Source organism: Cryobacterium sp. AP23 (assembly GCF_054075385.1).
In genome coordinates, this window is sequence record NZ_CM133415.1 from 751,882 (window position 1) to 765,512 (window position 13,631).

The window sequence follows — 13,631 nt, forward strand, 5'->3', positions numbered from 1 at the left end:
GGGCTACACCTCACTTTCTTCGGTGCCGAATTCTGTTGAGCCGGATGCGGTGGAGCCGTTGGGTGTGCCGGGGGCACGCACCGCGAGAGATGTGATGGCCGCGCTGATCGCGGTGCGATCGGCGGGGTCGCTGAAACGGAAGTAGCTGTCGACGCTCGAGGGCGCAGCGTCTGCGCCTGCGGGAGCGAGCCGCCAGCCCAGGAGAAACAGGCCGCCGGGCTCGACGGCCCGGTCGATGGCCCAGGTGGCGTCGGTGACGAGTTCGACCGCATCCGCCGGGATGAACAGGGCGGGCGAGCCGGCCAGTTCGAGCAGCACGCCGGCCGCGGTGACGGAGACGCCGCCGCGGGCGCGGAAGCCGAGCCCCGGGATCGCGAGCCGCTCCAGCGGCTGGTCCCTCGGGGTCGTGGCCACGTACAGCGCGGCGGCGGAGGCCAGCTCGCGGCCCCGCTCGGCGGGCTGCGGGTAGCCGGCCGGCAGTGCGGCGTCGCGCTTGCTGCGCCGGCGCCAGGAGCGCAGCATCAGCGCCAGCACGCCGAGTAGCACCAGGATGGTGATGATCGTGGCGACGGTGCGGCTACTCATGGGCAGCCTTCACTGCGGCGGACTGGACTGCGGCGGCTCGGGCGGCGTTGACCTGTGCGGTGCTCTGCAGCACGCCGTCGAGCACGGTGGCGTAGCCGCGGTGGAACGTCGCCATGACCTGACCGGGCAGGGTCATCTCGAGGTAGGGCGAGTTGACGCCCTTGCCCACGAGGTTCTCCCGGCCGAAGACACGGCGGGCGCTCGGGTCGTAAAGGGTCACTTCGGCGGGAGCGCCGACGACGAGCTGCTGGCCCTGGCCGGCGATGCGGCCGATGCGAGCGGGAACACTCGACATCACCCGCACCAGGTCGGCCCAGTCCAGGTAGCCGGTCTCGACGAGGGCGGCGTGTGCCACCGACAGGGCGGATTCGAGTCCGACCATGCCGTTGGCCGCGGCGCCCCACTCGCAGTCCTTGGACTCGACCGGGTGCGGTGCGTGGTCGGTGGCGATGATGTCGATGGTGCCGTCCTTGACGCCCTGGCGCAGGGCCTCCACGTCTTCGCGGCGGCGCAGCGGCGGGTTCACCTTGTACCGGGCGTCGTAGCCGGCGACCAGTTCCTCGGTGAGCAGCAGGTGGTGCGGGGTGACCTCGGCGGTGACGTTGATGCCGCGGGCCTTGGCCCAGCGCACCACGTCGACGGCGCCGGCGGTGGAGAGGTGGCAGACGTGCAGGCGGGAGCCGACGTGTTCGGCCAGCAGCACGTCGCGGGCGATGATCGATTCCTCGGCGACGGCGGGCCAGCCGGTGAGGCCGAGCTCGCTGGAGAGGGCGCCCTCGTTCATCTGGGCGCCGACGGTGAGGCGCGGCTCCTGGGAGTGCTGGGCGACGACGCCGTCGAAGGCCTTGACGTATTCCAGCGCCCGGCGCATCAGCAGCGGGTCGGAGACGCAGAAGCCGTCGTCGGAGAAGACCCGCACGTTGGCGCGGCTGGCGGCCATGGCGCCGAGTTCAGCGAGGCGTTCGCCGGCCAGGCCGACGGTGACGGCGCCGATCGGCTGCACAGTGACGTAGCCGGCGCTCTCCCCCAGGGCGAGAACCTGTTCGACGACGCCGGCGGTGTCCTGCACCGGGGAGGTGTTGGCCATCGCGAACACCGTGGTGTACCCGCCGATCGCGGCGGCCTGGCTGCCGGTGAGCACGGTTTCGCTCTGCTCGTAGCCGGGCTCACGCAAGTGGGTGTGCAGGTCGACCAGGCCGGGCAGTGCGAGCAGGCCGTCGGCGTCGATCACGGTGGCGCCGGCATCCGAGAGCCCGGTGCCGGTCTCGCTGATGCGGCCATCGGCCAGCAGAAGGTCGGTGGTGGTTCCGTCGCTCAGCTGGGCTCCGCGCAGGAGGAATCGTTCGGTCGACATTCAGTGGTCCTCTCGGTCGCCGGAAAGCAACAGGTACAACGCCGCCATACGCACGGAGACCCCGTTCGCGACCTGTTCGCGCACGGTGGACCGTTCTGAGTCGGCTGCGGCGGAGGAAATCTCCAGGCCGCGATTCATCGGTCCGGGGTGCATGACAATGCTATGCGACGACAGCCGGGCGAAACGCTCGTCGTCCAGGCCCCAGCGGCGGGAGTACTCGCGGCTGTTCGGGAAGAAAGCGGCATTCATGCGCTCGGCCTGGATGCGCAGCATCATCACGACGTCGGAACCGGCGTCGATCGCGGCGTCAAGGTCGTAGCCGATGGTCGCCGGCCAGGCGGTGGTGTCCGACGGCAGCAGCGTGGGCGGCGCGATGAAGGTGACGTGGGCGCCCAGGGTGTCGAGCAGCCAAAGGTTGGACCGCGCCACCCGGGAGTGCAGGATGTCGCCGACGATGGTGACCGTGACGCCGTCGAGGGCGCGGCCGCGGGAAGCGGCACCGTGCAGGCGACGGCGGATGGTGAACGCGTCGAGCAGGGCCTGGGTGGGGTGCTCGTGGGTGCCGTCGCCGGCGTTGATGATGCCGGCGTCGATCCAGCCGCTTGCGGCCAGCACCTGCGGGGCGCCGGAGGCGGGGTGGCGGATGACGACGCCGTCGGCTCCCATCGCGGCGAGGGTCTGTGCGGTGTCCTTGAGGCTCTCGCCCTTGGAGACGCTGGAGCCCTTCGCACTGAAGTTGATCACGTCGGCGCTCAGGCGCTTCGCGGCGGCCTCGAACGAGATGCGGGTGCGGGTGGAGTCCTCGAAGAAGAGGTTGACCACGGTCTTGCCGCGCAGGGTCGGGAGCTTCTTGACCTCGCGGTTGGCGACATCCGCCATGTCTTCGGCAATGTCGAGCAGCGCGATGGCTTCGTCGCGGTTGAGCGACTTGGTGGAGAGCAGGTGCCTCACGATTGGTCGCCTCCGTCGATGCTGACGAACTCGTCGCCATCAACCTCGGTGACGTGCACGTTGATGCGTTCGTGGGTGGCGCTGGGCAGGTTCTTGCCCACGAAGTCGGCGCGGATCGGCAGTTCTCGGTGGCCGCGGTCCACGAGGACCGCGAGCCGCACAACGCTGGGCCGGCCGTGGTCGCCGAGGGCGTCGAGGGCGGCGCGGATGGTGCGGCCCGAGTAGAGCACGTCGTCGACGAGCACCACCGTGGCGCCGTCGATGCTGCCGGGCACCTGGGTGGGCGACGGGGTGCGCGTGCGGGTGTGGTTGAGGTCGTCGCGGTACATCGTCACGTCGAGCGAACCCACGCGCACGGCGGCGGAGTCGGGCTCGATGCGTTGGATGATCGCTGCGATCCGCTGGGCGAGGGCAACTCCCCGGGTGGGGATGCCCAGGATCACCAGGTTCTCGCTTCCTCGATTGGACTCCAGGATCTCGTGGGAGATCCGAGTCAACGCTCGGGTGATGTCAGCCTGGGTGAGCACAGTGCGCTCCGTCAAACCAACCTCCTTTCCCGTCTCACAGGACGGCTCTTAAAGTAGGTCTAGGTACCTCACGACCCTAGCATCCCCGGCCCCGTCTCTGCCTTCCCCGCCTCGTCTCCAGCCCAGCCCCCTCCCGCGAGCCGTGAGCTAAACCCTTAGATTCCCGCCCGTTTTGGGGTTCTTCTCACGCGTCGTGGAGGTGGTCGGTCGGGTGGGTCGCAATGTCAGTGGTAGGTGAGACGATCTCACTATGAGTAGCCCCGATCAGGCACCACCGCCCGCTCCGGATGATGACGACCACTCTCCGGAACTCGTCCCACAAGATCCACAACAACCCACAGCCACACCCGAGCCCGGACCCGCACCCACGCCGGCACCCGCGGCGCCGTCCGAGCAGTACGAGCCCGATCCGACCATGGACCAGCGAGTGCTGGACGAACTGGCCGAGCAGACCGAGCGAATCGCGGCGGAAGACCGCCTGATCGCGCAGGCGCAGGCTCGCCGGATCGAACTTCTGGTCGGGCTGCAGGACTGGAGCGAGCAGCCCCGGGTGTCCTCGCGACTGCACGGTGACCGGGAGTCCATTGCAACGGCGGACCGTGACGCGGCGACGATGACCGACGATCAGGCGCGCGCCGCGGCGTATGCGCGGTGGGACGAGCATAAGATTGCCCGCCGCACCATCGTGACCGAGACCGCGTGCCTGACCCGCACGGCCGAACGCACCATCGAGCGGCAGCTGGATGAGGCCCGGTTCCTTTACAGTTACGCGCCGCTCACTTTCGACGCCCTGTCGAAAGGGGAAATCAGTTACCGGCACGCGACCACCCTGCTTGATCAGATCCGCGCCATCCCCGACGACGAGCAGGCCGCGTTCGAAGAGGCCGTGCTGCCGGTGGCGAAGTCACAGCCGGTCGGCCGGTTCAAGGATCGCGCCCGCCGGCTCCGCGAAAGACGGCATCCGGAGTCCATCGTCACCCGCACCCGGAACGCTCTGGCGGAGCGACGCACCTTCTGGGAGCCCGCGCACGACGGGATGGGCTGGCTGCACTGGTACGGCACCGCCGAACAGACGAAGGCCGCTTGGGACCGGATCACCAGCACAGCAGCGAGTCTGAAGAAGCTCGGCGACCACACCCCCGCCAGCGACGCAGCCGCCCGCCTCGCCAGCGCCGGCATCGGAGTCGGAGACGGGGACGTAGACGGGAGTGCTGGGGCCGGGAAGGCGTTCGGGCTCGACCAGCAGAACTCCACCGACGCACCGCCGACCCGCACCCTCGACCAGCTCCGCGCGGACGTCACCGCCGCACTGCTGCTGGACGGGATCACCTCGACCGGGCTGGGCGCCGGCATCCGCGGCACCGTGATGATCACCGCCGGTGATGACCCTGCTGGGGTTGGACGAGGAACCCGCCACCCTCGAAGGCTACGGGCCAATCTCGCCCGAGGCGGCCCGGCGGATCACGGCCAACGCGCCCAGTTTCACCCGCGTGCTCACCCACCCGGAATCCGGGGTAATCCTCTCGGTCGACAAGAAGCAGCAGAAGATCACCAAGGGCATGCGGAAGGTGTTGCGGGTGCGGGACGAGACCTGCCGGTTTCCCGGCTGCTCCCGCCCCGCAGTGAAGAGCGACATCGACCACACCCAGGACCGGCAATACGACGGCGGCACCGACCTGGACAACCTCGCCCACCTCTGCGAAGGCCACCACCGACTCAAACACCTCTCCCAGTGGTCGGTCATCCAGGAACCCGGCGGCGTTTTGGTCTGGACCTCACCGGGCCAGCGCACCTACCGCACCGACCCGGCCAACCCGATCGGCCCACCCCGGCCGAAACCGCCGACGGTGGGACCGAAAACTCGGAAGCGACCCGCGGGCGACATGTATCTGATGCCCCGGCACCAGCCCCAGCGCCATCCGTCGCCACCGGTACCCGAGAACCCGCCGTTCTAATCCGGCGCTGTCAGGCCGGCTCACGGGGAATCGACCACCTCGCGGAACCCCGGCGCCGAGATTAACCTGCTGGGCATAACCCATTCCCCACCGGAACCGAGTGCCTGCGAAGTAGGTGAAGAAAGTGTGCCCCGCTACAGAAGATCCAGCTACAGAAGGCCCCAGCGCAGCCGACGACCTCTCGGTTGGGGAGACCCCAGGTACCCACCGGGAAAACAGGCGGGAACCGACGGAGGTTGCGGCGACGTCACGCTCCGAGCAGAGAGAGCCGTCTCACGTGGAGTCGGAGATCGGTGCACCAGCCGGGCCGATCAGCTTTGTGCGGCGACATGAGATCGAGGTTGTGCACCAGGAGGTCGAGGCGTCGGCCGGCGATAGCGCACGCACTCTTCAGGGGGTGCAGAAGTATCGTCAGGCCCTGTTCGCGCACTATTTCCGGCCCAGATCGCCGTTCATCGCCACCTGGCCGGACAGCCTGTACATCCCCGCGGCCGCGGACCCCGACACCTACTGGAGCTCTCCCCCGCCCGAAGACCACCGGTACCGGTACCGGTGGGCCAACACCCGCAACGGCCAGCCGGATGGAAGCGAAGCATCCGAACGCACCGGTCAGCTGTTCAGTTGGGTGAACGCCTCATCGATGGACGCCGGCTACATCGGCTTCGCCGGCACCGGAGTGGCCCTCGTGCCTCGCGCGAGCCTGTCCTCGGTCTCTGTTACGGCCGAAATCGAACTCGTGGCCGAGAGCCGGTGGTGGTTCCGCCCGACCGGCCCGATCGGCTTTGCGGCCTTCGCCTACCGCGGCACGGCCTACGTCGCGGGCTGGGAGATTGATCCCGTCACCGGGTCCTGGAGCCTGTTGAGCCCCTTCGGTTCTCGCGTGCTGTTCGCATTCGACGAGAGCGGCCGGGGCGGATCACCGATCAGTTCCCAGCGGCACGCCTTCACCGACCTCAGCACCACCCTTCAGCTACGCGGATCGCACACCTACGCCATCGGCGTGGCCCTGGAGGCCCAGATCTCATTCGAGGCGCGCGACAACGACGGGAACCCCTATGTCCGCCAGGACGGTGACGACGTGAAACTGTGGGCATCCATTGCCGGGATCGTACCGAGCATCACGCTGGCAACGTGATCGGCCCAACCCTGAAGGGTCGGGCCTTCAGGGGACGGAGCCTCAGGAAATAGTGCCGACGATGAACTCTCGGAGGGCCTGGGCGTCGTCGATTGCCCCGTTGTACTGGCTGCCGTCCACGAGCACCGTCGGAGTGCCCTGGATGGAGGGGATGTCGGCGCCCTCGATCGGTCCCGTGATGGCATTTTCCGTGTTCTGCTGCGACCAGGCGACGTAGTCGCCATCGCTGACGCACTCCGCGATCGAGTCCGCTCCGGTGGACAGGGCGACGAGCTCCTCGTCAGTGAGGCCGGATGTCCCCTCCGCCGGCTGGTTCACGAAGAGGGCGGCCAGGTAGTCCAGGGTCGAAGCCGGGTTGATCGCGGCCTCGCACGTGAGCGCGGCGGAGGCCCGCGACGAATACGCGGTGCCCTGCGAAGCCTGGTCGAGGAAGGTGAGCGAGTGCAGGCGCAGGGTGATGCTGTCATCGTCAACGAGAGCCGCCAGGGTGTCACCATTCGCGATTTCGAACTGGCCGCAGTACGGGCACATGGGGTCGATGTACAGGTCGACGAGAGTACTGCCGGTGCCCACCTGCAGGTAGCCATCGTCGAGGTTGACGGCGCCGACCTGGCCGGACAGACCGGTGGACGGCCCGACCGGACCGGCCGAGTCGGACACGGAGGAGAAGAACGACCCAATGGTGGCGGCGAAGAGCACGGCCAGGATGACGGCCACCGTTGTCGCCACGATGCCGAAGTAGCCGAGCACCAGGCCCGCGATGGCAAGCCCCTTGCCGGTCTCGCGGGTGCGCCTGATCTGGCCCAGCGCGAGGTGACCGGTGATGACCGCGGCGATGGAGCAGAAGAACCCCGTGATCAGCGACACGATGGCGAGGGTGTTGGTGCGCGGGGCGACGGGCCCGCCAAGGGGCGAGGTCCCCGGCGCGGCCGGGAAGCCGTAACCGGCCGGTGCCGGGTCGCTCTGCGGCTGCGCTGGAGCGACCGGAGGGAACGGTGTCTGGTCCCCGGTCTCGTCGTGGCCGTCTACGGTCATGGTCTCCCCCTCATTCGTGCAGCCCGGTCGCAGAGCAACCGGACGGGCACTCGTCGTGCAGGTCCTTCGGGTTGTACTACCGACGCTGCCGGTTCAGGCAGCGCCGGTTCTCGTGCTGTCGGTTCAGGCGGATGGCGCCGTCTGGGCGATCCGGCCGAGCAGGCCGTTGACGAATCCCGCGGAGTCATCCGTGGACAGCACCTTCGCGGCCTCGACGGCCTCATCGATGGCGACGGCGTGCGGCACGGCGTCGTTGTACAGGATTTCCCAGATGCCGATCCGCAGGATGGCGCGGTCGATCGTGGGCATCCGCGACAGCGTCCAGCCCTGGGAGTACGTCTCGATGAGCTCATCGATCTCGTCGCGGTGATCCACGACGCCGTCCACGATGTCGCGGGCGTACAGCCAGGACACCATGCGGGCCGGCTCGTTGGCCGCGCGCTCGGCTTCCATGGCCAACGACTGCTGAATCGTGGTCTGGCGGATGTCGGCGACGTACAGGATGTCGATGGCGCGCTTACGCGCCTTAGTACGGGCGCTCACTAGTTGACGCGGCCGAGGTAGTCACCGTTGCGGGTGTCGACCTTGACCTTGGTGCCCTGCTCGAGGAACAGCGGCACCTGGATCTGGTACCCGGTTTCGACGGTGGCGGGCTTGGTGCCGCCGGTGGAGCGGTCGCCCTGGAGGCCGGGCTCGGTGTAGGTGATTTCGAGCACGACGGATGCCGGCAGCTCGACGTAGAGCGGGTTGCCGTCGTGCAGGGCCACGGTGACGGCCTGGTTCTCCAGCATGAAGTTGGCGGCGTCGCCAACAACGGTGGAGGACACGGTGAGCTGGTCGTAGTCCGCGACGTCCATGAAGACGTAGGAGTCGCCATCCGCGTAGAGGTACTGGAAGTCGCGGCGGTCGACGTTTTCGGTCTCGATCTTGGCGCCGGCGTTGAAGGTACGGTCAACGGTTTTGCCCGAGACGACGTTCTTCAGCTTGGTGCGCACGAAGGCGCCACCCTTGCCGGGCTTGACGTGCTGGAACTCGATGACGGCCCACAGCTGCTTGTCGATGTTGAGGACGACGCCATTACGAATGTCGGCGGTAGATGCCATGAAAAGGTGTTCCGTTCGATTCAATTGGTAAGGTGCGCGGCCGTGAGGCCTGATGGGCCCAGAAGGCCTCAGAGCATTCTAGCCGACAGCGGGGTGCAGCCGGACAATGTGGTCCAGTGCAAGGCGGTAGGAATCGAATCCGAACCCGGCGATGACACCGGTCGCCACCGCGCTGACGACGCTGGTGTGCCGAAAAGTCTCCCGCGAATGCGGGTTGGAGATGTGCACCTCGACGAGCGGCACCCCGGCTTTGGTGACTAGGGCAGCGGCGTCGCGAAGGGCGTAGCTGTAGTGAGTGAATGCAGCCGGGTTGAGCACGACGGGAGTGTTCGTGTCGACGGCCTCGTACAGCCAGTGGATGAGTTCGGCTTCGTCGTCGGTCTGGCGCACGTCGACGGTGACGTCGTCCGGTGCGGCCTCGGTGAGCAGCACCCGCAGGTCGTCGAGGTCGGCGGAACCGTAGACATCCGGCTCCCGGCTGCCGAGGCGTCCGAGGTTCGGGCCGTTGAGGACGAGGACTGAGCGCATGCACCCAGCCTAGGCCCGCGAGTGGCCCGACCCGTCAGGCGCTGAAGGAGTCCATGAGCTCCGAGCGGATGATGAACCGCACCCCCCGCGGCGCCTCGGCCGAGAACCCGCCGCCGCGGCCCTTAACGGTGTCGATGAGCAGGGCGGTGTGGCTCCAGTACTCGAACTGTTCGGCGGAGATCCAAAAGTCGATGAGTTGCGCCGGCTCCCCCGCCGGCGCGATGTCGAGCCGGCCGAGCAGCACGTCCTGGTCGGAGGTGATGAACTCACCCGCCGGGAAACACATCGGCGAGCTGCCGTCGCAGCAGCCGCCGGACTGGTGGAACATCAGCGGACCGTGTTCCTCCCAGAGGCTCCGCAGCAGGTCGACGGTGGCCTGGGTCAGTGCGACCCTGGAGCGGGTCTCCCCCGGGATGGTGATGCTGGCCTCGACCGCCGCCGCCGGAGCGACCGGTTCGGCCGGTTCGGCCACGGCGGGTACAGCGGGAATGGTGTCGGTCATATCGTCCTCCTGGAGGCATGGATGGTGCGGATGCGCCTGATCGGCACCGACCGGGGCGAGCGTCTGTCATCGCCCCGGCCGACGGGTCACGCAGGGTTAGAAGAAACCCAGCGCGTCTTCGGAGTACGACACCAGCAGGTTCTTCGTCTGCTGGTAGTGCCCCAGGGCGAGCTTGTTGTTCTCGCGGCCGATACCCGAGCTCTTGTAGCCGCCGAAAGCAGCTCCAGCCGGGTAGTTGTGGTAATTGTTCACCCACACGCGGCCGGCGTGCAGGTCCCGGCCGGCACGGTACGCGGTGGTGCCGTTCCTCGACCACACCCCGGCTCCGAGCCCGTACAGGGTGTCGTTGGCGATGGAGATGGCATCGTCGTAGTCGTCGAAGCTGGTCACTGCCACGACCGGGCCGAAGATCTCCTCCTGGAAGATGCGCATCTTGTTCTGGCCCTCGAAGATGGTCGGCTCCACGTAGTAGCCGCCGCTGAGGTCGCCGCCGAGGTCCACCTGGTCACCGCCGAGGAGCAGCTTCGCGCCCTCCTTCTTGCCGATGTCGATGTAGGAGAGGATCTTCTCCAGCTGGTCGTTGCTGGCCTGGGCGCCCACCTGGGTGTCGGTGTCCAGCGGGTTGCCCTGCTTGGCCAGCTTGGTGCGCTCGATCGCGCCGCCGAGGAAGCTGTCGTAGATCGGTTTGTGCAGCAGCGCCCGGCTGGGGCAGGTGCAGACCTCGCCCTGGTTGAACGCGAAGAGCACGAAGCCCTCCTGCGCCTTGTCGTAGTAGCTGTCGTCCTTCTGCGCCACATCCTCGAAGAATATGTTCGCGCTCTTGCCGCCCAGCTCCACCGTCGACGGGATGATGTTGGCGCTGGCGTACTGCAGGATCAGCCGGCCGGTGGTGGTCTCGCCGGTGAAGGCGATCTTGCGGATGCGGTTCGACGACGCCAACGGTTTGCCGGCCTCGATGCCGAACCCGTTGACGATGTTGAGCACCCCGGGCGGCAGGATGTCGCCGATCAGTTCGATGAGCACCAGGATCGATGCCGGCGTCTGCTCGGCGGGCTTGAGCACCACGGCGTTGCCGGCGGCCAGGGCGGGTGCGAGCTTCCACACCGCCATCAGGATCGGGAAGTTCCACGGGATGATCTGGCCCACCACGCCCAGCGGTTCGTGGAACTGGTACGACATGGTGTCGTTGTCGAGTTCGGCGTGGTCGCCGTCCTGCGCGCGGATGGCGGAGGCGAAGTAGCGGAAGTGGTCCGCGGCCAGGGGCAGGTCGGCATTCAGCGGCTCACGGATGGGCTTGCCGTTGTCCCAGGATTCGGCCACGGCGAGCAGTTCCCGGTTGGCGTCGATCACATCCGCCATCTTGTTGAGGATCGCGGCGCGCTGGGTGGCAGTGGTCTTGCCCCACGCCGGTGCGGCCTTGTGCGCGGCATCGAGGGCAAGGTCGATGTCCTCGTGGGTGCTGCGGGCGACCTCGGTGAACGGTTTGCCGTTGACCGGGGAGATGTCTTCGAAGTACTGGCCCTTCACCGGCGGTACCCATTCGCCTCCGATCCAGTTCTCGTAGCGGGGCTTGAAGGTGACTTTGGCGTCCGGCGTGCCGGGTGCGGCGTAAACGGTCATTTCACTCCTTGTTCGACGACTCTGTCGATGGCTTCCGCGTCAGTGCGGACCATGGGGCGAGCCTACGAAGAGCAAGGTTGCGAAACGTTGCGGAAGTCATTCCTGCGGCGCCCGGTCGTCATCCCCCGGGTGGACGACCCGCAGAATCTGCTGTCCCTAACCTCGGGAACATGGAAACCCTCGAAGCCTCCCGATCCCTCACAGCGACGAAACGCGACCGCGGCTGGTGGTACCGGGAGACCTGGGCCTCAGCGGTCCGCGCCGTCCTGGTCGCCGTCATCGGGGCGGTCCTGCTCGGCGGGTTGACCAGCTTCGGCCAGCAGTACCTGCCGGCGTGGCTCAATTCGTTGAGCAACTCGGCCGGCGGCTGGACGATGTTCTGCTTTCTGATCGTCTGGTTGGGGCGCGCCCGGCCGCTGCTCGCCGCCGCCCTTGGCGTCGTCGTCTTCCAACTGCTCGTCGAGTCCTACAGCGTAGTGACAGAGTGGCGGGGGTTCGACGACGGGGATCCGTTCACGTCGGTGTGGACCATCGTGGGCCTCGCAGCCGGTCCGCTTCTGGGCGCCGCCGCCGCGCTGGTCCGTCACGCACCCCCGGTGTGGCGCGCTCTGGCGGTCACGCCACTCAGCGCGGTGCTGCTCGGCGAGGGCATCTGGGCGCTCAACACCATTGCAGACACCACGAGCCCGGTCTACTGGTGGCTCGAGATCGTGCTGTCGGTCGTCTTCCTGCTCGGAGCGGTCGTCCGGTGCCGGCTCACGCCGCGGTCAGCCGCGCTGGTGGTCGGCGTCTGGCTGCTGGGAACGCTCGTTTATGTGGGTGTCTGGGCGTTCATCCTGAATTGAGAACTGATGGGTGCCTGACGCGTACCTAACCGCGAAGCTCTGACTCGATCCGGGTGAGAGCGGCCACTACGGCGGCCCGTTGCGGCGACCGCGCCGGCAGCAGTTCGAGGCAGGCCCGCCAGACCTCGCTGTCCCAGGTGGCCTCCTCGGTGTGTGCGTAGTCGAGCAGTACCTCGACCGCGGCGTCGCTCAGCAGGGTTTGCCGCAGGCGCTCGCTCACCTCGGTGCGGATCTCGGAGACACCGGGCGCGGTGGAACCGGGCAGCACCGGCCCGCGGTACGCGGCCAGGGCCATCCGGTGTGCGCCGCGACCGAGCAGGCCGAGCAGGCGACCGGCATCGGTGTCCAGGCCGGTCTCGAGCCGGTAGGGACGTGAGCCGATGCGCACCTGCGGATGGCTGCGGGCCAGCACCCGCCGCAACCGCACCATTTCCGCCCGCAGGTTCTCCACCGCGTGCGGCTGGTCGTCGCTGAGGCATGCCGCCAGCCGTTCCGCGGAGAGTCCCTGCCGGTGCCAGGCCAGCAGGAGCAGGATCTGGGCGTGCCGCGGGCTCAGGTCGATACCGTCACCCGTGCCGGGCACCGGCGCACCGAAGGGCCCGGGCAGTCCAGCCGGCACCGCCCCGTGCAGCGCTCCGTGCTCGGTTCCCAGCACGCTGAGCAGCACAGGCGGCGCGGTGAAACCGGACGGCCGCACGGGTACCGGCCGCGGCGCACTCAGGCTCTGGATGCGCAGTTCGGCCTCCAGCGCCGCGACCGCGGCCTCCACCAGCGGCAGGGTTTGCGGGGCGACGGCGCCGTCTCCCCCGGTGATGTCGATCACGCCGAGCACTGCCCCGGTGACCGGGTGGTGGATGGGTACGGCGGTGCAGCTGAACGGGTGCGCGAGCTGGCTGAAGTGCTCGGCGCGCTGGATCTGGATCCCGTGGTCGAGGGTGAGCGCGGTGCCCGGCGCACTGGTACCCACCCGGGCTTCTGACCAGTCCGCGCCGACCACGAAGTGCATGTCTTCCGCCCGGGTGCGCACGGCGCTGTCGCCGTCGATCCAGAGCAGCCTCCCCGTCTCGTCGGCGACGGCAACGATCAGGCCGAACTCGGCGGCGTGCCGTACCAGCAACCGGTTGATCACCGGCAGCACCGACGCGAGCGGATGCTGCGCCCGCAGCCGACTGAGTTCGTCGGCATCCAGGGTCGGCGCGGCCTGGGCGGTGAGCGGGTCGAGCCGTAGCGAGAGCGACCGCTGCCAGGACTCCCGCACCAGGCGGCGCACGCCGGCGCGTGCGGCATCGGTGGCCAGGAGCTCTACCCGATCGCCGATCACGGCCTCGTGCTGACGCTCTTGCCGGGCGAAGGTAGCGAGGGCCGCGTCAGTGGGAGTCACGGTCCATGGGCTGGCCCCGACTCGGTGGCTCACGGCACGGCTCACATCTACCTCCGATCAGCGCTGGTCGTCGGCGACCTGGCTCAGCGGCCGGTCGGGTGTTTCATTCT

14 protein-coding genes are annotated in these 13,631 nt (G+C 68.2%); 3 read left to right on the top strand and 11 right to left on the bottom strand.

Translation table 11 applies throughout. The annotated features are described in order from the left end of the window. Positions 1 to 3 precede the first annotated feature (3 nt). The 4 genes from ACU5E9_RS03430 to pyrR are packed head-to-tail and all read right to left on the bottom strand — an operon-like array spanning position 4 to position 3,432. Complete coding sequence (locus ACU5E9_RS03430; protein WP_456812236.1) at positions 4 to 585, bottom strand: PH-like domain-containing protein; 582 nt, start codon at positions 583 to 585, stop codon at positions 4 to 6. Beyond that, complete coding sequence (locus ACU5E9_RS03435; RefSeq protein WP_456812237.1) at positions 578 to 1,939, bottom strand: dihydroorotase; 1,362 nt, start codon at positions 1,937 to 1,939, stop codon at positions 578 to 580. The genes ACU5E9_RS03430 and ACU5E9_RS03435 overlap by 8 nt, the downstream gene beginning before the upstream one ends. After that, on the bottom strand, positions 1,940 to 2,890 hold the full coding sequence (locus tag ACU5E9_RS03440; protein ID WP_456812238.1) for an aspartate carbamoyltransferase catalytic subunit: 951 nt from the start codon (positions 2,888 to 2,890) through the stop codon (positions 1,940 to 1,942). It lies immediately after the preceding gene. Continuing rightward, positions 2,887 to 3,432, bottom strand: a complete 546-nt coding sequence (gene pyrR / locus ACU5E9_RS03445; protein WP_456812239.1) for a bifunctional pyr operon transcriptional regulator/uracil phosphoribosyltransferase PyrR — start codon at positions 3,430 to 3,432, stop codon at positions 2,887 to 2,889. Before pyrR ends, ACU5E9_RS03440 begins: the two co-directional genes overlap by 4 nt. Positions 3,433 to 4,796: 1,364 nt before the next feature. On the opposite strand from pyrR, the gene ACU5E9_RS03450 reads away from it, so the two are divergent. Further along, the gene (locus ACU5E9_RS03450) at positions 4,797 to 5,372 is read left to right on the top strand and encodes an HNH endonuclease signature motif containing protein (RefSeq protein ID WP_456812240.1); all 576 of its coding nucleotides are present in this window, start codon (positions 4,797 to 4,799) and stop codon (positions 5,370 to 5,372) included. Between the two features lie 397 nt (positions 5,373 to 5,769). After that, entirely contained in the window at positions 5,770 to 6,507 is a 738-nt protein-coding gene (locus tag ACU5E9_RS03455) for a hypothetical protein (protein ID WP_456812241.1), read from the top strand. 42 nt (positions 6,508 to 6,549) lie between these two features. Here ACU5E9_RS03455 and ACU5E9_RS03460 read toward each other — a convergent pair whose 3' ends face one another. From ACU5E9_RS03460 to exaC, 6 genes are all read right to left on the bottom strand, one after another. Then, the gene (locus ACU5E9_RS03460) at positions 6,550 to 7,542 is read right to left on the bottom strand and encodes a DUF4190 domain-containing protein (protein WP_456812242.1); all 993 of its coding nucleotides are present in this window, start codon (positions 7,540 to 7,542) and stop codon (positions 6,550 to 6,552) included. 123 nt (positions 7,543 to 7,665) lie between these two features. Next, complete coding sequence (gene nusB, locus ACU5E9_RS03465) at positions 7,666 to 8,085, bottom strand: transcription antitermination factor NusB (RefSeq protein WP_456812243.1); 420 nt, start codon at positions 8,083 to 8,085, stop codon at positions 7,666 to 7,668. Continuing rightward, on the bottom strand, positions 8,085 to 8,645 hold the full coding sequence (gene efp, locus ACU5E9_RS03470) for an elongation factor P (protein WP_456812244.1): 561 nt from the start codon (positions 8,643 to 8,645) through the stop codon (positions 8,085 to 8,087). The genes nusB and efp overlap by 1 nt, the downstream gene beginning before the upstream one ends. A gap of 78 nt (positions 8,646 to 8,723) precedes the next feature. After that, positions 8,724 to 9,173 carry a type II 3-dehydroquinate dehydratase gene (locus ACU5E9_RS03475; RefSeq protein WP_456812245.1) on the bottom strand — a complete coding sequence of 150 codons (450 nt, stop codon included), beginning with the start codon at positions 9,171 to 9,173 and terminating at the stop codon, positions 8,724 to 8,726. Positions 9,174 to 9,207: 34 nt separating this feature from the next. After that, a complete protein-coding gene (locus ACU5E9_RS03480) occupies positions 9,208 to 9,675 on the bottom strand; it encodes a DUF779 domain-containing protein (protein WP_456812246.1) in 468 nt (155 codons plus the stop codon). A gap of 96 nt (positions 9,676 to 9,771) precedes the next feature. Further along, positions 9,772 to 11,295, bottom strand: a complete 1,524-nt coding sequence (exaC, locus tag ACU5E9_RS03485; RefSeq protein WP_456812247.1) for an acetaldehyde dehydrogenase ExaC — start codon at positions 11,293 to 11,295, stop codon at positions 9,772 to 9,774. Between the two features lie 170 nt (positions 11,296 to 11,465). Here exaC and ACU5E9_RS03490 point away from each other — a divergent pair, with 170 nt between their 5' ends. Then, positions 11,466 to 12,140: a DUF6518 family protein gene (locus tag ACU5E9_RS03490; protein ID WP_456812248.1), complete on the top strand. Its 675-nt coding sequence runs from the start codon at positions 11,466 to 11,468 to the stop codon at positions 12,138 to 12,140. Positions 12,141 to 12,165: 25 nt separating this feature from the next. Here the strand turns inward: ACU5E9_RS03490 and ACU5E9_RS03495 are convergent, their stop codons facing one another. Further along, positions 12,166 to 13,521 carry a transcriptional regulator gene (locus ACU5E9_RS03495; protein ID WP_456812249.1) on the bottom strand — a complete coding sequence of 452 codons (1,356 nt, stop codon included), beginning with the start codon at positions 13,519 to 13,521 and terminating at the stop codon, positions 12,166 to 12,168. Between the last annotated feature and the right edge of the window lie 110 nt (positions 13,522 to 13,631).

Excerpts from the sequence above, each read along its gene's own strand:
- ACU5E9_RS03430 (WP_456812236.1), bottom strand. The coding sequence starts at position 585 with ATGAGTAGCCGCACCGTCGCCACGATCATCACCATCCTGGTGCTACTC.
- ACU5E9_RS03435 (WP_456812237.1), bottom strand. The coding sequence starts at position 1,939 with ATGTCGACCGAACGATTCCTCCTGCGCGGAGCCCAGCTGAGCGACGGA.
- ACU5E9_RS03460 (WP_456812242.1), bottom strand. The coding sequence starts at position 7,542 with ATGACCGTAGACGGCCACGACGAGACCGGGGACCAGACACCGTTCCCT.
- efp (WP_456812244.1), bottom strand. The coding sequence starts at position 8,645 with ATGGCATCTACCGCCGACATTCGTAATGGCGTCGTCCTCAACATCGAC.
- ACU5E9_RS03475 (WP_456812245.1), bottom strand. The coding sequence starts at position 9,173 with ATGCGCTCAGTCCTCGTCCTCAACGGCCCGAACCTCGGACGCCTCGGC.
- ACU5E9_RS03480 (WP_456812246.1), bottom strand. The coding sequence starts at position 9,675 with ATGACCGACACCATTCCCGCTGTACCCGCCGTGGCCGAACCGGCCGAA.
- exaC (WP_456812247.1), bottom strand. The coding sequence starts at position 11,295 with ATGACCGTTTACGCCGCACCCGGCACGCCGGACGCCAAAGTCACCTTC.
- ACU5E9_RS03490 (WP_456812248.1), top strand. The coding sequence starts at position 11,466 with ATGGAAACCCTCGAAGCCTCCCGATCCCTCACAGCGACGAAACGCGAC.